The organism is Kordiimonas lacus (assembly GCF_001550055.1).
GTDB classification, from domain to species: Bacteria; Pseudomonadota; Alphaproteobacteria; order Sphingomonadales; family Kordiimonadaceae; genus Kordiimonas; species Kordiimonas lacus.
Genome location: NZ_LRUA01000010.1, coordinates 654,942 through 675,137, shown reverse-complemented (window position 1 = coordinate 675,137; position 20,196 = coordinate 654,942). Strand labels below are relative to the sequence as shown.

Annotated in this window: 14 protein-coding genes; 4 read left to right on the top strand and 10 right to left on the bottom strand. The window is 59.5% G+C overall.

Translation table 11 applies throughout. The annotated features are described in order from the left end of the window. Positions 1 to 74: 74 nt before the first annotated feature. The 5 genes from KORLAC_RS18130 to KORLAC_RS18110 form a co-directional block, all read right to left on the bottom strand. Positions 75 to 695 carry a TetR/AcrR family transcriptional regulator gene (locus tag KORLAC_RS18130; RefSeq protein ID WP_068309160.1) on the bottom strand — a complete coding sequence of 207 codons (621 nt, stop codon included), beginning with the start codon at positions 693 to 695 and terminating at the stop codon, positions 75 to 77. A gap of 188 nt (positions 696 to 883) precedes the next feature. Next, positions 884 to 1,696: an HvfC/BufC N-terminal domain-containing protein gene (locus tag KORLAC_RS18125; protein WP_068309158.1), complete on the bottom strand. Its 813-nt coding sequence runs from the start codon at positions 1,694 to 1,696 to the stop codon at positions 884 to 886. Beyond that, on the bottom strand, positions 1,693 to 2,664 hold the full coding sequence (bufB, locus tag KORLAC_RS18120) for an MNIO family bufferin maturase (RefSeq protein WP_082714776.1): 972 nt from the start codon (positions 2,662 to 2,664) through the stop codon (positions 1,693 to 1,695). The genes KORLAC_RS18125 and bufB overlap by 4 nt, the downstream gene beginning before the upstream one ends. Next, positions 2,664 to 4,814: a ferritin-like domain-containing protein gene (locus tag KORLAC_RS18115; RefSeq protein ID WP_068309157.1), complete on the bottom strand. Its 2,151-nt coding sequence runs from the start codon at positions 4,812 to 4,814 to the stop codon at positions 2,664 to 2,666. The genes bufB and KORLAC_RS18115 overlap by 1 nt, the downstream gene beginning before the upstream one ends. Before the next feature lie 73 nt (positions 4,815 to 4,887). Then, complete coding sequence (locus KORLAC_RS18110) at positions 4,888 to 5,892, bottom strand: heme-binding protein (RefSeq protein ID WP_068309154.1); 1,005 nt, start codon at positions 5,890 to 5,892, stop codon at positions 4,888 to 4,890. A 504-nt stretch (positions 5,893 to 6,396) separates the two neighbouring features. On the opposite strand from KORLAC_RS18110, the gene modA reads away from it, so the two are divergent. Genes modA through modC form a run of 3 tightly spaced genes read left to right on the top strand, consistent with a single transcriptional unit; the run spans position 6,397 to position 8,934 of the window. Next, complete coding sequence (gene modA, locus KORLAC_RS18105) at positions 6,397 to 7,158, top strand: molybdate ABC transporter substrate-binding protein (RefSeq protein WP_206595007.1); 762 nt, start codon at positions 6,397 to 6,399, stop codon at positions 7,156 to 7,158. After that, positions 7,151 to 7,840 carry a molybdate ABC transporter permease subunit gene (modB, locus tag KORLAC_RS18100; protein WP_068309150.1) on the top strand — a complete coding sequence of 230 codons (690 nt, stop codon included), beginning with the start codon at positions 7,151 to 7,153 and terminating at the stop codon, positions 7,838 to 7,840. Before modA ends, modB begins: the two co-directional genes overlap by 8 nt. Continuing rightward, on the top strand, positions 7,837 to 8,934 hold the full coding sequence (modC, locus tag KORLAC_RS18095) for a molybdenum ABC transporter ATP-binding protein (protein WP_068309148.1): 1,098 nt from the start codon (positions 7,837 to 7,839) through the stop codon (positions 8,932 to 8,934). Before modB ends, modC begins: the two co-directional genes overlap by 4 nt. A gap of 17 nt (positions 8,935 to 8,951) precedes the next feature. Here modC and KORLAC_RS18090 read toward each other — a convergent pair whose 3' ends face one another. The 5 genes from KORLAC_RS18090 to KORLAC_RS18070 all read right to left on the bottom strand — a co-directional run bounded on the left by KORLAC_RS18090 (position 8,952) and on the right by KORLAC_RS18070 (position 11,773). After that, a complete protein-coding gene (locus tag KORLAC_RS18090; protein WP_068309145.1) occupies positions 8,952 to 9,512 on the bottom strand; it encodes a GNAT family N-acetyltransferase in 561 nt (186 codons plus the stop codon). A gap of 31 nt (positions 9,513 to 9,543) precedes the next feature. Beyond that, a complete protein-coding gene (locus KORLAC_RS18085; RefSeq protein ID WP_068309142.1) occupies positions 9,544 to 9,894 on the bottom strand; it encodes a DUF6916 family protein in 351 nt (116 codons plus the stop codon). A 98-nt stretch (positions 9,895 to 9,992) separates the two neighbouring features. Then, positions 9,993 to 10,634, bottom strand: a complete 642-nt coding sequence (locus tag KORLAC_RS18080) for a phage tail protein (RefSeq protein WP_068309141.1) — start codon at positions 10,632 to 10,634, stop codon at positions 9,993 to 9,995. 20 nt (positions 10,635 to 10,654) lie between these two features. Next, entirely contained in the window at positions 10,655 to 11,101 is a 447-nt protein-coding gene (locus KORLAC_RS18075) for a DUF6916 family protein (protein WP_068309139.1), read from the bottom strand. Between the two features lie 45 nt (positions 11,102 to 11,146). Beyond that, positions 11,147 to 11,773, bottom strand: coding sequence for a phage tail protein (locus tag KORLAC_RS18070; RefSeq protein ID WP_068309137.1), 627 nt, complete (start codon positions 11,771 to 11,773; stop codon positions 11,147 to 11,149). A gap of 481 nt (positions 11,774 to 12,254) precedes the next feature. Here KORLAC_RS18070 and KORLAC_RS18065 point away from each other — a divergent pair, with 481 nt between their 5' ends. Further along, positions 12,255 to 20,189: a DUF4347 domain-containing protein gene (locus KORLAC_RS18065; protein WP_068309136.1), complete on the top strand. Its 7,935-nt coding sequence runs from the start codon at positions 12,255 to 12,257 to the stop codon at positions 20,187 to 20,189. Positions 20,190 to 20,196 lie beyond the last annotated feature (7 nt).

The window sequence follows — 20,196 nt, the reverse complement described above, 5'->3', positions numbered from 1 at the left end:
TTTATGGCAGGCTAATTTTTTATAGTCAACTAAATTTTTATTAGTGACTATTTTTTTAGTCGACTAAAAGATGTCTAGATTTCATAAGGCCCGACAATCATGGCGACATCCGCCGCGATGGCGTTGTGCAGGTCCTCGACCGTCATATCCTTCAGATACACATAATTCAGGAAGTGGATGCGCTCCATGCGGGTCAGCAGGAATGCCAGCTCGTGCATGTCTGTACCAGCCCGCAGCTTGCCGTCGTCCTGATATTTCCTGAGCACACTTTCAATCGCGGTGCCCAGGCCGCTGGCGATGGTCTCGATATACCGGGGGGCAACCGCGGGGTCACTGGCCGTCGCCACAAAGGCCACCACGTGGCCCCAAAGCTCGCGCGACAGGGCTGACAGGGTATCGTTGACGTTCGAGTGGATCACCTTGGCCACCAGCTCGGACGGTGTGTGCGTGCCGGTCTGTTTGGAAAAATCGTCCTGAGCTTCCTCGATCCCCTCCTCGCCGCGCGCCACAAGCGCCAGCAGCAAGTCGCCCTTGGTACCATAATAGTTATAGACGGTGGGGGCGGACACCAGCGCCCGTTCGGCGATCTCTTCGATCGTGGTGTCAGCGAATCCTTTTTCCACAAACAGGTCCGCCGCAGCCTTTTCAATCAGGGCGCGGCGCTGCGCCTTTTGCTTTTCCCTAAGGCCAGCCATGGTCTCTAGTCCCTTAATTTAATTTTTTAACTCGTATATTTTTTTATAGCTGAATAAAATATTTTTGCAACTGTCGGGGAATCACATACCACCAAAAAAATAGCCCCCCACCCGGAACCGGCCGGGTTGCCAATCATTTCTGAATTCAGGGAGAGACGGCAGGCAGCCAGCTACTGCCTGTTTTCCTGTTACGCGTCTCCGCGGCGAATGAAGAAGCCGGCATCAATCCAGCCTTGCCGCACGTCCGTGCGCCAGGAGTTCCTGACGTCCTCAAGGGGCCGCTGGCTCCAGGCCGCGAGGTCTTCGAGTGCCGCATCGATGCTGCCGAGTTGCTGGACTGCCATCAGGAAGCGGTGGTGGAACGGGCTGAGGGGATAGGTGGTGGTCTGGAAATCCCGGCGCACGACGGCGACATACTGCGAGGCGGGGCCCGGATGCGCTGGCGATTTGCCTGCGCGCACTTCGTGATAGTACCAGGCCACCGGGAAACGGTAGTGCCCCAGCACAAGGGACGGCAAAAGCGTCAGTTCCGCGTCAGCCTCCTGCCCATCAGGCCAGGGTTTGCCTTCATGCCCCGGCGCGTCAAACAGGTGAAACAGCGCACGCTCATACGTCGCAAGGTCGATCATGAAATCGATCCAGCTTTCGCGCTCGCTTTCCGGCAGGTCCTTGTCCGGGCGGTTGTCTGAAATCCAGCCTGCGAACCGGCGGCCCAGTTCATAGAGCGTATAGCTGTCTGACGGGCAGCTGCGCAGATATTCGTCCGCGAAATCACAGAACAGGTCCTGCCCCAGGGCGTGCGCGGTGGCCGGGAACTGCTCGATGAGGCACTGCCGAAGCCTGAGGATATAGCTGCGCTGATAGATACCCAGGCAGGCGGCAGCGTCAATGTGGGCGCCGGGCTTGAAGGTACCCGCCACACTTGCGCCGTCCACCCTGCCGGGGGCGATCAGCGCCTCCATCATCCAGCGCTGCATGTCCGGGAGCGTTGCTGTGGTCATAGGGTCTGCATCCTGCTGTCACCCATCACGTTCGGCACCATGAAATCCACTGGCGTGGAGGTGGCGGCACTGGTGCGCGAGCGGGTGGCCACTGCCTCTACCGGATCAATGCCGTCGATATAGGCGCGGGCGCGCAGCACCTCGGCGTGCACGCGGTCGAATTCCGGCACGTCGCCGTCCCACTCCAGAAGTGGGCTGGCGCCGCCGGTTTTCTGCCAGGCGGCGCGGAACAGCTGCCAGACTTCGTCACACACCGGGCCGTCGTGGGTATCCACAATGTGGGTACCGCAATGCTGGTGCCCGGCCAGATGCATCTGAACGACATGCTCAAAGGGGAAAGCCTTCATATAATCGTCCGTGCTCGTCCCCGCATTGAAGCAGGTGACATAGACATTATTGACGTCCAGAAGGAGTTTGCAGCCGGTCTGGTCGCACAGGGCGCGCAGGAAATCCGGTTCGCTGATGGTCGACTGCTGGAACTGCACATAGCTGGAAGGGTTTTCGAGCACCAGCGGGCGTTCGAGCACGTCCTGCACTATGCGCACCCGCGCCGCCACATGGGTGAGGGCCTCTTCGGTCAACATCAGGGGCAGGAGGTCATGGCTGTTGAGGCCCATGATCCCGGTCCAGCACAGATGGTCGCTGACCCACCGGGCCTTCACATCGTCCGCCAGCGCTTTCAGCTTGGCAAGATACGCCCTATCCAGCGGGTCAGTGCTGCCGATGGACATGGACACCCCGTGCAGCACGATGGGATAGCGTTCCTTGATCTGGTCCAGGACCCAGCGCGGTCGTCCGCCTGAATCCATGAAATTCTCGGAAATGGCTTCGAACCAGTCCACCTCGGGCCAGGCCTTCAGGATATGGTCGAAATGGCTGTTGCGCAGCCCGACCCCCAGGCCCAACCTTTCGAAGGTTGAGCCTGGGTTTTCAGCCTGCGCAACGCTTTGCTTTACCGCACCATCCATCAGCTGCAGCTACCTGCGCCGCTCATGCCGGATGCCCCACAGGCGGTCATGCCCTGGCCGCTATAGTCCTGTATCCACTGAATGGTCGGGCCATACTGGAAAAGGTTGGGATGCGGCACAGTGCCGGGCTTTTCGGGCAGGTGCGGCTTCTTCTTGCGGAGTTCCGGGTAGGTTTCCGTCTCAAAGATCTCCCGTGCCCGCACCCAGACGCTCTTGCCCTGGTTCTTGCCCATAGTGGAGAAACGCTCGGCGTTGATCGGCGTCGCGCACGACCCTTTGGTGGCGCAGGCGTTGTTGCTCGGGTCGTTATACTGCTCTTCCGCCGTACCGTAGAGGCCGCAACCGCCCTGGCCTGCACAGTTGTTCTTCACGTGGCAAGTATGGTCGGAGACGATTGGCTCACCCGGTTTGGCATAATTATAGGCAAGCGCTGTCGAGCAGTAACCCTGGCCCGCGCAGGCATTGTCCCGGGTACGGCCCTGCCCCTTGCAGCTGTTCAGCCCCATACAGGCGTGACGCACCTCGTCAGCCCCGATATCCTTTGGTGGATATTGCGGGAATTTCGGAATGCCCTGATAGGGTGTGATGTCGCACACCATCGAAGGCGGGTTCGGCGCTGACGCCGGATAGGTCTTGAAGGTGGTGGCCGCTTTTGCCGCCGCCACATTGGCATCCAGCACATCCGCCGGCACGATGCCCGATGTCCAGTAAGGGCTGACATCAAAGAGGCTAGGGATCATGTTGATATAGCCCTGGATGTCATCGGTGTACCATTTCTCTGTGCCAATTTTTTTGTTCAACTTGATAACCATGTGGCACAGGTTGCCAAACGCCTTGTCGCGGGTGCCAAGGTCGACATTCTCGAACGATGGTGCAAAGGCGACCGTCAGGCAGCTGCCCTTGATGGGCGCCTGCTGGACACGCATGGCCTGAATGACCTTGTCGAGAATCCAGATCATGGACCGGTGCAGGGACTGGTTGAAATAAAGCTTCTGCTGGGCCGGCGGGATCTTGAAGATGGTCTCGGTCATGATCAGCATATACTGGTAAAGACCGTTCACCACATTTGCACAGTCATTGAAGCCGTCTTCATAGTTGGCCGCCACCGGGTTGGTGGGCACATTATAGACGAAGCTCGCCAGATCAGAATTCGTGATGGTTGTCGCGGCGGGCGCCGGCGGGGTCGGGTTCTGATGCGGTATTTTTTCGTGGGCCGGGTCATAGCCCTCAAGGTTCGACTGCAGCGTCAGGAATTTATAATAGTGCGAAAACTCCTGGTCCGATGGATCGTCGAACTTGGTGAAATCATAGCCTTCGCCCTGGGCGTCGATCGTCTGGATCGCGAGGAGCGCACTCTCTTTTGAATTGACGGTCAGAAGCTGCACGCCGCCTGCGTGGCTGTCATCCCGGCTGGAGAATTCCGCCACAGTTGCAGCAGACCCCGCCGTCGGTGTCGGCACCGGGCATTTCTTGTCGAAGCTGCCGGTAGGATAGGCTGTATCAATATTGTTGGGCGAATAGTTGGTGTCCTGGATCTGGCTTGCAGTCTGGCGCTGATTGAAATCTGCGTCCGTGATGTATTTCGACAGGATGAGGCAGCGCACATAGGAATAGACCTGCCCGATCGTCGACCAAGCGCCCGGTTGCGGCGGCGCATCTGGCATGGCCGGATATTCGATCTCAAGAAACTGCCACATCTGCTCGAGCGAGAAGGGCGCCAGCGGTATTTGCATCGCCTTGCCGTCCGGCCCGAGGTAGGTGTGGCCTGGCAGGTTGGCCGGGTAAGGCCATGGTGAATTCCCGTACAGCTCCGGGTCCTGCCCGAGCGAATCAAGAATGTTGGATGCAAGCGACATATGCAGCATCTCTTCCACCGCTACGCTCATGATCAGGCCGCCGGCCTCATCGGCGAAACGGGTCACGTTGGTGGACGGAAAGCCCTCCGGCGTCCGGTTGATGGAATAATAGGTGTAGAGATAGATTGGCAGGGTCGCGAGTTCGATCTTAACCGCCACCTTCAAGTGTTCGGTCAGATCGCTGAGTACTTTTTCCCGGTTCCAGGCGGGCGAGGTGTTGATGGTGTTGATCAGTGCCTTCTCCGCTTCAGTTGGCGGCAGCAGAGGGTCGCTTTTTTGGGTCGTGTCGTACATGGGTGTGTCCTTTGTCTCTATTGGAATGCCTCTGTATCGGGCGCCCGATCCAGCTCAGGCGCCCGGCACTGTTTTAAGAACCCGGAACTTTGGTCAATGTGTTCGCCGTGACATGCGGGAAGGTCAAGAAGCGGCCCCCCACCGGCAGCTGCATCCAGATGGACTGGCTATATTGCAACTGGGTATAATTGTCGGTCCCGTCGAAGGATTCGAGCCAATAGGTGAAATCGTAGCACTGCACGTTGGCGTGCTGCTGTTCGAACCCGATGTTGGTCACAGCGCCCTTGCCGTTCCTTGTGCTCAACGCCAGCTCAAGGAAGTTGCTCGGTTTTCTGGCCGCCAACGCATTCTCAAGCACCAGGTTTGGGTTTGCCGTGAAGTTGGGCTGCGGGTTGGTGACAGGGTCCTGGGTGGTATATTGGGGCGGCAGGCCGCTGAAGCCTTCCGGCTGCACGGTGGCGGGCGGGATCGTTGGGACGCCTGATCCGGCGTTGCTGCCCGTATAATTGCCCAGCGCCAGGATCGAGTTGCCGTGCGGCACCGATACCTGCTTGACCACATTGAAGGCCTGGGTTGGCGCCATGCTGTCCTTGACCGTCTGGTTGCCGATACCCGGCTGGTCCCCATTGCCGTAGGGGCCCAGCTGCTGCGTACCGTCACGCAGGAACAGAAGCGAACCGTTTTCCGCGTGCACCAGCGCATCCTTGTTTGGCCCTTCGGCAAAATAGACGCGTTGCTCGTAAAAGATCGTATAGGCGGTCTGTGTTCCAATACCCCCGCGGTTTGCGGCGCTACCGTGAATGGCTGAAAACGTCAGCTCCTCATAATAGGTGAAATTCTTGAGGATGAAGCCTGACGGGCTCGATGGGTCCACCTGCGGCAGTGGCATTACATTATAGGCATAGGGCGCCTGTGGCCCACCCATGCTGGTGCCTGGCAGATTCTGGTTGGTCCAGGTGCCGATCAGATACTGCAACGGGCCAAGGTCTGCGGTCGGCACACCCGGCGACATCTGCGGCGGTTCGGTGATCAGTGGTTCAGACAGGTTGGGTGCGGTGTTTGGTGGATGAACAGTCATGATGGGTGCCCTTGGTTGCGTTATGGACCGCCCCCTGGCGGCCCGGATACCGGACTGACCACCTACCTGAAGTACAGCTCCCCTATCGGTACAGACACATCTGTACCGCGGGACAGACTGCCGGGAAGGCACCCAATCCTTGCCTCATTACATTCGGGAACTCTTGAACTTTTACATCTATAGCGATGCGATATCTACTATTAGGTGTATATCACTTCGTCAAAATAGCAGCAACGCAATCCATCGTCCTGACGTCAAAATTGTTGTCAGACAGGTTGTATTGAGAGCGTTGCAGAAAAAAACCTGTAAAAATCTCGGGGAGGAAACTGCGCTTTTTCAAGGCCGCCCGACCAAAAACAGACACCCGCCGGAGCAACCAAAATATAATGGTGGGACAACCGAGCTTATAGCCTCTGGGCCGCCTCTTTTTCCCGCCCTTGCCACAACCGCTGGCGCGCGCTAGACATTTTGTTGTGTTTCACGGGAATGATCGGGCGAATGCTGATGCTGCGCTTTGCTAAACTGCTGCTTCTACTGGCGCTGCTGAGCGGCCCCGCGTTCGCAGGCGACACCCGGGTGGCTGTGGCCACCAATTTCACCCATGCGGCCCGCGCCCTCACCACCGCTTTCGAACGCGAAACCGGCCACCGTGTGCGTTTCAGTTTCGGGGCCACCGGCCAGCTTTATGCCCAGATCAGCCAGGGGGCACCCTTTGATGCCTTCCTCGCCGCCGATCAGGTGCGACCCCAACGTGCCGAGGTCGAAGGCCTGGCCGTCCGCGGCAGCCGCTTCACCTATGCCATGGGCGCCCTGGTGCTGTATGGCGGCAACAAGCGCCCGGTTCAGGAAGGAACATTGGCCACGACAGCCCCCGACCGGCTGGCCATCGCCAACCCGGCGACGGCCCCATATGGCGCTGCGGCCCTTGAAACGCTGGCGGCCATGGGCCTGTTGGAGACGTATCAGGAGCGGCTGGTGCGCGGCACCAATGTGGCGCAGGCCTACCAGTTCATTGCCACAGGCAATGCGGAACTGGGCTTTGTGGCACTGGCGCAGGTGTTCGACCAAGCCCCGACGGATTATTGGCTGGTCCCCGCAACCCTCCATCGGCCCATCGCGCAGGATGCTGTGCTGCTGACACGCGGTGAAACCAATGACGCCGCACGGGCATTTCTCACGTTCCTTCAGGGACCAGAAGCCCGCGCCATCATCTCCCGCATGGGGTATCACCTGCCCACAGCCAAGGGAGGCGCCTCGGATGGATGATCTGAATATCTGGTCCCCGATCCTGCTAACGGCGAAACTTGCGTCTGTCACGACGCTGATCCTGATGGTTATCGGCACGCCCATTGCCTGGTGGCTGGCGCGGTCCGGGAGCCGCTTCAGGGAAGCCGTGGCCGCCGTGGTGGCCCTGCCGCTGGTATTGCCGCCCACGGTGCTGGGCTTTTACCTGTTGATGGCGCTGGGCCCGGACGGCCCGGGCGGCATGATTGCGTCGCTTTACGGCGCGCGGTCCCTGGCCTTCACCTTTGAAGGACTGGTGATCGGGTCGGTGATCTATTCCCTGCCCTTCGTGGTGCAGCCCATCAGGAACGCGTTCGAGGCCATCGGTGACCGCCCGCTGGAGGTCGCCGCCACGTTGGGCGCCAGCCCGTGGGACCGATTCTGGAGCGTGGCAGTGCCACTGGCGCGCCCGGGCTTCCTCACCGGCGCGGTGCTGGGGTTCAGCCACACCGTGGGTGAATTTGGTGTCGTGCTGATGATCGGCGGCAACATCCTGGGCGAAACGCGGGTGCTGTCTGTGGCCATCTATGACTATGTGGAAACGCTCAACTGGGCACCGGCCCATATGCTGGCGGCCGGCCTTTTGGTCTTCTCCTTCCTTGTGATCTTTACCGTCATGACGCTTGAAAAGCGTTGGCGGTTTAAAAGGGAGGATCGGCCATGAGCGCTGACATGATCCAGGCGGCCTTCCGGGGGCAGACCGGTGGCTTTGATATCGACGTGGCATTCACCATGCCGCGCGCGGGTGTGACCGCGCTTTTTGGCGCATCCGGCAGCGGCAAGACGACCATCCTGCGCGCCATGGCCGGGCTGGGAAAACTTGAGGGCAGCCTGCAGGTGGGCGACGCCATATGGCAGGACAGTGCGCGCGGTATTTTCAAGGCCCCGCACGAACGCCCGATCGGCTATGTGTTCCAGGAAGCCAGCCTGTTCCCGCACCTCGATGTGGCGGACAACATCCGGTTTGGTGAAAAGCGGGCCCTTCGGGCTGGCGCCACCCCGCCCGTGTTCGGGGACATCGTCGACCAAATGAAAATCGGACGCCTTCTGGACCGCGCACCCCACACCCTTTCGGGCGGCGAACGCCAGCGGGTGGCCCTGGCCCGGGCGCTGATGCGCGGGCCCGAGCTGTTGCTGATGGACGAGCCCCTGTCGGCATTGGACCGGCGCGGGCGCGACGACCTGCTGGGCTGCCTTGAAGCTCTCCACCGGGAAGCCCGAATCCCGATTCTTTATGTCAGCCACGATTCGGCAGAGGTCGCGCGGCTGGCCGACCATCTGGTGATCATTGAAGGCGGCCGGAAGCAGGCGGAAGGCCCCGCGAGCACCCTGTTCAGCCAGCTTGATTTCATCCCGCCGGACGGGCGCGCAGAAGCGGGCGTGATCCTGGAGGCCCGGGTGCAGGATCATGACAGCACCATGCAGCTGACCCACCTGGCGGTGAACGGTCAAACCATGACCACCCCGGCCATTGAAGCGCCGGCGGGCACTGAAGTGACACTGAGGGTCAAGGCACGGGATGTCGCGATTGCGCTCAAGAAGCCGGAGGCCATCAGCATCCGCAACATTCTTGAGGGCACCATTCTGGAAATCCGCGACGCTGATGATGTTGGGCATGTGGATGTGCTGATCGATATCGGTGGGGGCCAGCTCAGGTCCCAGGTCACCCACGATGCCTGCAATGATCTTCAGCTGAAGGCTGGTACCTCCGTCTTCGCGCTGGTGAAAAGCATGTCGTTTGACGGCCCCGGCGCCTAGCCGAGGCCTGGGCATCCCTAAACGGTACCGCCCGCAGCCGCGCGCGGTTTGATGTCCGCGATACCGGCCATCTCATCGGCTGTCGGCATCCAGCTCAGGCGCGCGAACACATCGTCCGACATGCTCGCATCCTCAACGAACCCGTATTTCATCAGGAATTTTCCCATGGCGAAATCATCGCGCCGGGTAGGCACCAGAAGCGGCTTCCGTGTGGTGGCCGCCGCCTTCATCAGCCACAGAAGGATCGACGAGCCATAACCCTTGCCCGAGGCCTTCTTGATGAAATCCAGATCCACCAGGCGAAGCTCAACCGGCTGGACATCCAGTGTCAGGCGCCCGATACGGGTGCCGTTCTTTTCCAGGATCAGATAGATGGCGTTGGGGAACTGCGCCCCATAGCCGCCTGATTGGGCATCAAGCTGCATCTCGATCACGGTTTCGATATAGTCCTTGTCCGCATCGACCATCCGCAGGTCATCGCGGTTGTCCCTGTACATTTTCGCCAGGAAATCCTTGTCATGGCGGCCTGCCGGGCGCGCGCTGATGCCGTGAGGCAGGTTGACAGTTCCTTCAATCATGCTGTGTCTCCATTATCGGTAACGGCAGGGATCAGTTGAACATCACCTGATAGTAGGCGCCTTCCGGCAATTGTGCCGGGCGCATCATCCGGTGGATCATCAGGCCATCAAGGGAACCGTCCTTGAGCCCGACGATGCTGCCGTTAAATTCAATGGTTTGCTGCATCAGGTGCGCTTCATCGACATCGGCCCGGAATATCAGCAGGAAGGGCGTACGCTTGCTGTCCGGCCCGGCTGAATCAGGTCTCTCTGTGCATTCCATCAACCGAACCGGCATTGCCAGATCGCCCGCGACAAACTGATAGTCCTGGTCTTCGCCGCCAGCAAAAAGCTGCGCATTCGCGGTCCCGACAGAAAGCTGTGCTGTCTCTGTATTGGTCATGATTGTCTCCCGAATTGGTTCCACCCACTCCCGCCTTCCCTGGCGGGTGGGGCGCCGCGCGAACGCGGCACCCGATCTCTGACAAGTTCAGGCGCGCCTTAGGAACGCGACGGATAAATGCCAGACATGCAAATGCTGTAGTGCACAGCCTGCGTTGGTTGCTGGATCTCCACAGCCTGCGTCGCCTGCGGCGTATTCGCAATAGTGAGACGGGTATTGTCGAACTGCACATCCCCCGCCGCGATCACACCGCCAATTGTTGCCTTTGTCGTGACATCTGCCGGTGCGGCAAACATGTTATTCTGAATCGATCCGAAATTGTCGGCAGGTGGTGCAACATAGTCTCCAACAGCGGGCGTCTGTTTCTTGCCGCCACTGTTGGTGGCCACATGCATATTGAGACTAATACCCGAACCGGCGCCACTGCCGCCTGTGTAGCTGAAGCTGTGCAGGTGTTCCGGCATTTTTGAAAGCGACAATACTTCCTGGTACAAGCCAGGCATTGTGCCCATTACCCTGGGCGTCAACCCTGGACTTTGCCCCCACCCCATCGGGATACGCCCCCTCAGGTCAGGCAAGTTAAAGGTCGTCCTGCAATCACCGCCAAACCGACAGCCCAGAAGCGAAAACAGCGCCGTGAACTGCGAAATATCGATTATGGCACCATTGCAACGGCCCCATTCTGCCGGTGTGAATTGAAACCCAAGCGCCTTGATAACGCCCATATATTGTTCATACATGATAAATCTCCTGCCGCCCGTTATCCGAAATTGATTTCGTAAAGCACAACAGGGCTGGGCTGAGTTTCCTGCTCGTTATCGACGACCGTCACATCATCGGCTTTTTTCTTGGCCTTGGCGGGCGCCTTTTTCTTGGCTGCCGCTGCGGCCTTCTTCATAGCCTCTGTGTTGAAATCCTCGCTTTCAGGATTGTCAGCCTTGTTGTCCACATACAGGCCCTCAAGCACGCCGACCTTATCAACCGCAAGGTTGTAACAACCGTCAGGCGCCTGATAGGACTCGGGTCCGCTCAGGATCACCGTGAAGGGTTTCTTACGGCACCCGGCGGGGCGTTCGTCGTCCTTCTTGATCTTGACCTCATGAACCTCCTCGACCGTCAGGTCGATGTCAGGGCCGTCCATGATCGTCAGGGTCACTTTTGACCCGATGATATCCTTGAAATTCTTTGATGTTACCTTGTCCAGCATAGCTAAACCTCCTTCTATAAGGGCTGGATAATCCGTCCCTTGGGGTTAGCTGCGTGATGGGAACATACCCTGCATGCAGATGGCGAAGTTGATCACCGTACTCGGTTGAACGATGGAGAAAGGATAGTTCTGGCCGGTGTTGTGGATAGCGAACGCGCTCGAATCGAAACCACCCTCCCCTGAGATGCTGACACCGCCAATAGGAACGGATGTCTTTACATCTGCAGGGGCGGTGAAGATATTGTCCTGGATGGAACCAAAATTATCAGCCGGTGGGGCAAGGTAATCGCCGTCGGCTGGCGTTTGCTTCTTGCCGCCCGTGGAAGCCACTTCTACCTGCGCGGCCAACGTACCGCCACCACCACCGGCATAAGAGTGGGTGTGGGTGTGTGCCGGGAGATGGGCGCTATGCAGCGTAACGCTTTCAACACCCACCTTTTGCCCCATGATATAAGGGGGAAGCCCCGGCCCCGTGCCAAAGCCCATGGGGACACGGCCACGCAGTTCGGGCAGACCAAAACTGGAGCGACCATCGCCACCAAAGGCTGTCCCCAAAAGCGAGAACAGCGCTGAATACTGACTGATCGCGAGCAGTCCGCCTGCACACGCGCCGTAGTTGCGCGGTGTAAAATTGAAGCCGAGAGCCTCGATGACTCCAAGATAGCCTTCCATAGGATTTCCCCTAAAATTATTGGAATGGATGCAAAAAACTCGGAAAACACACGCATAACAAGAAGTGGGATTGAAACCCTAAGATTGTTATTCGTCAACCTATTAGTGCTAACGAAAACTTGAACAATCGTAACAGTGGTTGAATGAGCTGACCTGACAAAAATCGTAAAACCCCTTAAAGTCCTTACTTTACGTAGGGAAAATTCATCTTCCCCTCATCCACCGCCCTCCACTTACAACTAAAATACAACCATTGAATCGCCAAAAAGTCGAAAATTATTGTTTCTTGTGAAGTAATTCTCCACTATTTTTCTACGTGCGTATGAATAGCTGCGAACTGTTTGAAGTTTCGATTGTCGCGATTGTTTTAGCAAAATCTGCACGTGTATTTGGGGGCATAGTACACTCGAGCAAGCTGCCGGAACCGCGCCAGGGCGGGACTGAGACAGGTTGGTCAGATATTCAGCAATAGGATCATACCATGGTAGACGGCTTCTACGGCGCCACCACTTCAACGAGCCTTCCTTTCACCGACAATTCGGATTTTGACAGAAACGCAGAAGCACACGAGCCTTCAGCGGTCCTGATTGTCGATTCGACGGTTGAGGACGCGGCAGTCCTACTTGATGGTCTTGACCCACACATACATGTGGTACGGACGGAAGACGGTAAGCTTGACGACGCTATCCAGAGCCTTGAGGCCCTGTCGCCCGCTGGCGCTGTCCATATCCTGACACACGGTGAGCCCGGCGCCTTTAATCTTGCCGGCGAGCGCATTGATGCCGCCTACATTGAAAGCCACACGTCTATTGCAAACGCCCTGGCCCATGTCGCCGCCTCAGCCAGCAGCGTCGCTTTGTGGGCCTGTAATGTTGCAAAAGATTCGGTTGGGCAATCCTTTGTCAAAGCCCTGACCAGCCTGACAGGCGCCAACGTCTATGCGGCCCAAGCCCCTGTTGGTGCCGCAGCCCAAGGTGGATCGTGGTTCATAGGCACACAGGCCCCATTCAGCCGCCAAGCGCTGGAGGCCTACCCACACACGCTGCCAACTTTCGATTTCACCGGCGGTACGCTGGGAACGGCAAGTGGCGCTGACAGTATTGCCGATAACGAATTCCAGGAGACGGAAAGCGGTGTCACCATGACCGTGGCCTTCGATGACGGCAGCGCCACGGCAGACGACGACGCAACGCTGCCGAACCTGACGGTGCAAGACCTGTCAGGCGATTATCTACGCTCCTCCGGCGGCATAAATGTAACCACCGTTACAGTTTCATTTGATTCAGCCATCCAGGTGGATTCGTTCGTGATTGGCGTTCAGTCAGGAACCGTCCCAGGCACCTATACCTTCACACCGGTCGGGACGGGCTCCGCCTTCACGATGACTGCTCCCGACGATTTCACCAACTCGGCCACTACTGTCGTGACCCCGGCCGACTGGACCAGTGTGACCAGCTTCACCGTCACCAGCTCCAACGGCCAGTGGGACGCGGTTGTCGATACGGTTACATTCACGTTGCCGGCCAACAATGCGCCGACGGTCTCGGGCGCGCCAACCGATATTACAGTTACTGAAGATACGGCATCGAGCGTTGACCTGTCCGCCGTTACGTTCGCCGATGCGGACTCTGGCGACACTCTTACCGTCACACTGAAAGTTGACAGCGGCACCTTCAGCACACCAGCGGATGGTTCGGGCGAGGGCGCCGGTGTTGACGAAACGCTGGTGAACAGCACCACCATCACGCTCGTGGGTGATCCGGACGATATCAATAGCTATCTCGATACCGCCTCCAACATCCAGTATACAGGTGCGTCAAATGCTAGCGGTGGCGACGCAGCCACGCTGACAATCGCGGCAACCGACGGCACGGACAGCGCGGCCAACAATGACGTCAATATCGACATCACGGCGGTCAATGACGACCCGACGATTTCGGGCCTGGCGGCTGACGTCACGGTCACGGAAGACACCGCTTCGAACCTCGACCTCTCGGCGAGCGCTATTGCGGATGTGGACAGCACGGGCACCATTACCACCTATCTGATTGCCAGCGCCGGCACCCTTGCCGCGACGTCGGGCGGCAGTGTTACGGTCAGCGGATCGGGCAGCGGCACGCTGACACTTTCGGGCACAATTGCCAACATCAACACCTTCCTCGACACCGCCTCAAACGTGACCTATACCGGCGCGTCCAACGCCAACGGCAATGACGCCGCCACCCTGACGGTGCGCGCGAACGACGGCGACGGATCGGGCAATGTGGATCTGGGCACCGTCAATCTTGATATCACCGCCGTTAATGATGATCCGGAAATTTCCGGCCTGGCCAGCGACGTAACGGTCACAGAAGATACAGCCAGCAACCTCGACCTGTCAGCCAGCGCTTTCTCTGACGTAGACAGCTCAGGCACAGTCACGGTTTATCTGATCGCCGGCGCCGGCACCATGACGGCCACGTCAGGCGGCAGCGTGACCGTTGGCGGGTCGGGCACGGGAACGCTGTCGCTTTCCGGCACCTTCACCAACATCAACAGCTTCCTGGATACCGCGTCGAACGTTCAATATACTGGCGCGTCTGACGCCAGCGGCAATGACGCCACCACCCTCACTGTGCGGGCAAACGACGGCGACGGATCGGGCAATGTGGACCTGGGCACCGTCAATGTGGATATCACCGCGGTCAATGACGACCCAACCCTCTCGGGCCTGCCTGCCGATGTGACAGTCACTGAGGACACAGCCTCAAGCGTGGACCTGTCTGCCGCCAATTTCGGTGACGTGGACAGCAGCAGCATCACCGTAACCCTGACCGCCAGTGCCGGTACTTTCAGTACGCCGGCAAGCGGCGCAGGAGCGGGCGCAGGCGTCACGGCAACACTGGTCAACAGCACCACCATCACCCTTGCGGGGGCCCCGGACGACATTGACACCTATCTCGATACCGCGTCGAACATTCAGTATACCGGCGCGTCGAACACGAGCGGCAACGACGCTGCCACCATCACGGTAACAGCCAATGATGGCGACGGATCGGGCGATGTATCGCTTGGCACCGTCAACCTGGACATCACAGCCGTCAATGACGACCCGACCATCTCGGGGCTCGCAACCGACGTAACGGTCACAGAAGATGCAGCCAGCGACCTCGACCTGTCCGCCAGCGCCTTCGCAGATGTGGACAGTGCAGGCACAGTCACGGTTTATCTGATCGCCGGCGCCGGCACCATGACGGCCACGTCAGGCGGCAGCGTGACCGTTGGCGGGTCGGGCACGGGAACGCTGTCGCTTTCCGGCACCTTCACCAACATCAACAGCTTCCTGGATACCGCCTCGAACGTGCAATATACTGGCGCGTCTGACGCCAGCGGCAATGACGCAACTACCATTACCGTAAGGGCGAACGACGGGGACGGCTCCGGCAACGTGGACCTGGGCACCGTCAATGTGGACATCACGGCGGTCAATGACGCGCCGGTGCTGGACAGTGGCCAGTCGCCAACCCTGACCGCGATTGACGAGGATGCAGGCGACGATGACGGCTCCGGCGCCGACGGCGACGATGACGCCACCAACGATGCCAACAACGGCGGCACCACGGTCGCCACCATGGTGGTTGACAGCTCCATCACCGACGCGGACGGCAGCGCGGTCGAATCCATCGCGGTAACCACGGTCGATAACACCAATGGCGTGTGGCAATATTCCACCGACAGCGGCACAAGCTGGAACAATTTCTCCGGCACCACCGGCACCAGCGTCGATATCGAGACGTCGGCGCGGCTCCTGGACAGCGCAGACATGATCCGCTTCGTGCCGGACGCGGACTATAACGGCAGCGCCACCATCACCTTCCGCGCCTGGGATGAAACATCGGGCACGGCCGGTGGTACGGCTAATGCCTCCTCAAATGGGGGCAGCACGGCTTTCTCAAGCGCGAGCGACACCGCGAGCATCACCGTCAACGCAGTCAATGACGCGCCCACTTTCGCGGGCCTTGACGGCGCGCCCAGCTTCACCGAGGGCGGCAGCGTTGTCACCTTCGACAGCGATGTGACCATTTCCGACCTTGAGCTGGACGCCGCAGACGACTTCTCCGGCGCGAGCCTGACGATCGCCCGCAACGGCGGCGCTGACAGCAATGACGATTTCGACTTCGACACGTCGGGCGCCAGCTTCACCTTGTCGGGCGGCAACCTGCAGTCCGGCGGCCAGACCTTCGCCACCTTCACCGACAGTAGCGGCACGCTGACCATCAACTTCACATCCGGCAGCACAGCGGCAACCGGCGCGCTGGTGGATGATGTACTACAGCGTATCACCTATCAGAACACCAGCGACGACCCGGCCTCCAGCGCCCAGATGGACTGGACTTTCAGTGACGGCACGGACAGCGACAGTGGTTCGACAACCGTGTCGATCACGGGCGTGAACGACGAACCCACGCTGACCGCCACCGGCCAGGACCCAACCTTCACCGAAGGTGGTTCGAACCAGGATCTGTTCTCCGGCGTCACGATAGACACGGTTGAGAGCGGCCAGACCATCACGGGCATGACCATAACTGTCACCGACGTCTCCGACACCGGTGAGGAGTTCATGGAGATCGACGGCTCGAGTATCGATATCACGCAGGCAGACAGCGGCACGACGACGACCAACAGCCTAAGCTACAGCGTGGCCTTCTCCAGCGGCACAGCCACCATCACCCTGTCGGGCAGCCTGAGCGAGGTCGCAGCCCAGACACTGGTTGACGGCCTGACCTATGGCCATACCGGTGACGATCCAACCACCGGGTCAAGCCGTGTGGTCGCGCTGACCAGCATCACCGACAGCGGCTCCAACACCGGCGATAACGACAATGTGGCGGCACTGGCCGTCAGCTCAACCGTCTCCATCACTGCGGTGAACGATGCGCCTGTGGTCTCGAACCTCAACGGCGACAATGCCAGCGAGATTGTCGCCGGCGACGGCGCGCAGGATGTCACGGACCTCAATGACGTCACGGTCACCAATGCAGATTCGTCTGATTATAACGGCGGGTTTATCACGCTCAGCCAATCGTCCGGCACTACAAACGGTGACTGGTCGGTGGACGGCACGAATGTGACATCCGGCGGCGACGCCACCATTTCGGCAGGCGAAACCATCCAGGTCGGCGGTGTATCCATTGGTACCGTGGACGCCACTGATGATGGTCAGGGCGGCACGCTAACCATCAACTTCAGCTCAGCCAATGCCACAAACGCCAACGTCCAGACCCTGATCCAGAATCTGGAACTTTCGGCAGCGACAGGCCTGGGTGACCGTTCCTTCACCCTGGTACTCAATGACGGCGACGGCACCGCAAACAGTGGTGACGAAGATACAGCCGCCACCTTCACTGTCGGCGTCACGGGCAACCCGCCAGCGATTGGCAATCTGGATGGCGACAGCCTGACCTTCACAGAAGGTGACAGCGCAACGCTGATTGATGTCAGCAGCAATGCAACGCTGACAGATGCGGATTCGAGCAATTTCGACGGCGGCAACATGACAGTCACCTTCCAGTCGGGCGGTCAGGCCGCGGAAGACCTGCTGACGCTCGACACTTCCGGCACGGTATCCCTTGCAGGCACCACCGCAGGCTCGAACGTATCGGTCAGCGGTACCGTGGTCGGTACCCTCGGCAACAATATCAGTGCGGGCAATGACCTGGTCATCAACTTCAACACCGACGCCACTCCGGCCCGTGTGCAGGAGCTGTTGCAGGCGGTCCAATATAACAATGTGGGTGGCGACAATCCGACAGACGGCGACCGCGTCGTTCGCGTGACAATCACCGACGCGGCATCAAACGCAGCCACCGGCACAGCGGACATCACCGTGAATGTGGACCCGGTCAATGACGCCGCATCAGGCGCCAGCCTGCCAACAGATGTCACTGTCACGGAAGACACAGCAAGCGATGTGGACCTTTCGGCAGCCGACTTCACAGACCCGGACAGCGCCAGCGTTACCGTAACGCTGACCATCGATGACGGCACCTTCTCAACCCCAGCCGACGGTGCAGGTGTCGGCGTCGACGAAACACTGGTCAGCAGCACTGAGATTACGCTGGCGGGCAACGCGGACGATATCGATACCTATCTCGATACAGCCTCGAACATCCAGTATACCGGGTCTTCGAACACCAACGGTGGTGACGCGGCCACCATCACCGTTACTGTCAATGACGGTGACGGGTCGGGCGACGTAGCTGTCGGCACCGTCAATATTGACATCACCGCCGTGAACGACGACCCAACAGTCGCCAGCCTGCCAACGGATGTGACGGTCACAGAAGACACGGCCAGTAATGTTGACCTGTCAGCCGCCAACTTCGGCGATGTGGACAGCGCCACGATCACCGTCACCCTGACCCTTGATGACGGCACCTTCAGCTCGCCGGCAGACGGCGCAGGCGTGGGCTCGGGTGTCACCGAAACGCTGGTCAGCAGCACGGTGATCACTTTGGTGGGCGATGCGGACGATATCGATACCTATCTCGATACCGCGTCGAACATTCAATATACCGGCAGCGCAGACACCAACGGCGACAATGCCGCCACCATCACCGTGACAGCGAACGATGGCGACGGCTCTGGCGATGTGGCGATGGGCACGGTCAATATCGACATCACGGCCGTGAACGATGATCCGACAGGCGCAAGCCTGCCAACGGATGTGACGGTCACGGAAGACACAGCAAGCGATGTGGACCTGTCGGCCGCCGACTTCGGCGACGTGGACAGTGCCAGCATCACCGTGACATTGACCCTCAGCGATGGCACCTTCGGCACCCCGGCCGATGGTGCAGGCGTGGGCGTCACGGCAACCCTGGCCAACAGCACCACCATCACACTGGCGGGCGACGCAGACGATATCGATACCTATCTCGATACCGCATCAAACATTCAGTATACCAGCGCCGCCAACGCGGACACGGACGATGCTGCTACCATCACCGTCACTGCCAATGATGGCGACGGGTCGGGCGATGTGGCGATCGCCACAGTCAATGTGGATGTCACCGGCGTGAATGACCTGCCAACCAGCAGCGGCGGATCGATTTCCACCGCTGAGGACAGCAACAAGACCTTCGCATCCAGCAACTTCAACTTCAGCGACGTGGATACCGGCGACACGCTGCAGAGCGTCCGTATCGACACGCTGCCAAGCACTGGGACGTTGAAGCTCTCGGGCGTGAATGTGACCGCAGGCGACGTGATTGCCGTTGGCGATATCGGCAACCTGACCTTCAATCCGCCGTCAAATCAGTCGGGGTCAACCAGCTTCACCTACAGCGTCAATGACGGCACCGGCTTTGCCACCAGCACAGCTACGATGAATATCTCCATCTCGGCGCGCAACGATGCGCCCACCAACGTCAGCCTGAGCAACAGCAGCGTGCAGGAAGTTGTGCCGGGTGCAGTTGTGGGCACTGTCAGCGCCAGCGATGTGGATGACAGCAGCCTGACCTATACGGTCAGCGACAATCGCTTTACCATCGACAGCAACAATCAGCTGAAACTGAAAGCCGGCCAGATCCTTGATTTCGAAACCGAGCCGACGGTCACCGTCACACTGACGGCAACCGATGATGACGGCGCAAGCGACAGCGACGATTTCACCATCACCGTGATCGACGTCAATGAAATCATCAACGGTGGCAGTAACGATGACACCATCGACGGCACCGACAACGACGACTATGTGCAGTCGGGCAGCGGCAACAACCGCATCAGAACCGGCGGCGGCAAGGACACCATCGACGGCGGCGACGGCAACGACGACATCGGCGGCGGTAATGATGACGACTTCCTCAAAGGCGGCGGCGGCAATGATACCGTCGATGGCGGTCTGGGCAATGACCTGGTCTATGCCGGCCTTGGCGACCTGGGCGACGACACGGTCCTGGGCAGTGGCGGGTTCGACAGCCTTGGTGGCGGCGCCGGCAATGACAAGCTGGATGGCGGCGACAATGACGACCTCCTGTGGGGCCGGTTCGGCGACGACACGGTCGATGGCGGAACGGGCGACGACATGCTCTATAACGGCGAAGGCAGCGATACCGTCATGGGCGGCACCGGCGACGACACGCTGTGGGCTGGCGCGGGCGACGATGTGCTGTCGGGCGGATCGGGCGAGGATGTCTTCATCTTCGGCACCGCTTCGGGCAACGACACCATCAGCGACTTCGAGCTGGCGAACGACACCCTGGACCTGCAGTATAGCGGCGCAGGCTTTGACGCCCTCGCCGACGTACAGGCGGCCGCAAGCGATGTCACCCAAAACGGCGAAGCCGGTTTGCTGATCGACCTGGGGAACGGCCAGAGCGTGTTCCTCATAGGCCTTGATACCGGGGACCTGGCCAGCATGACCGTCACGCTCTAGCCCACCA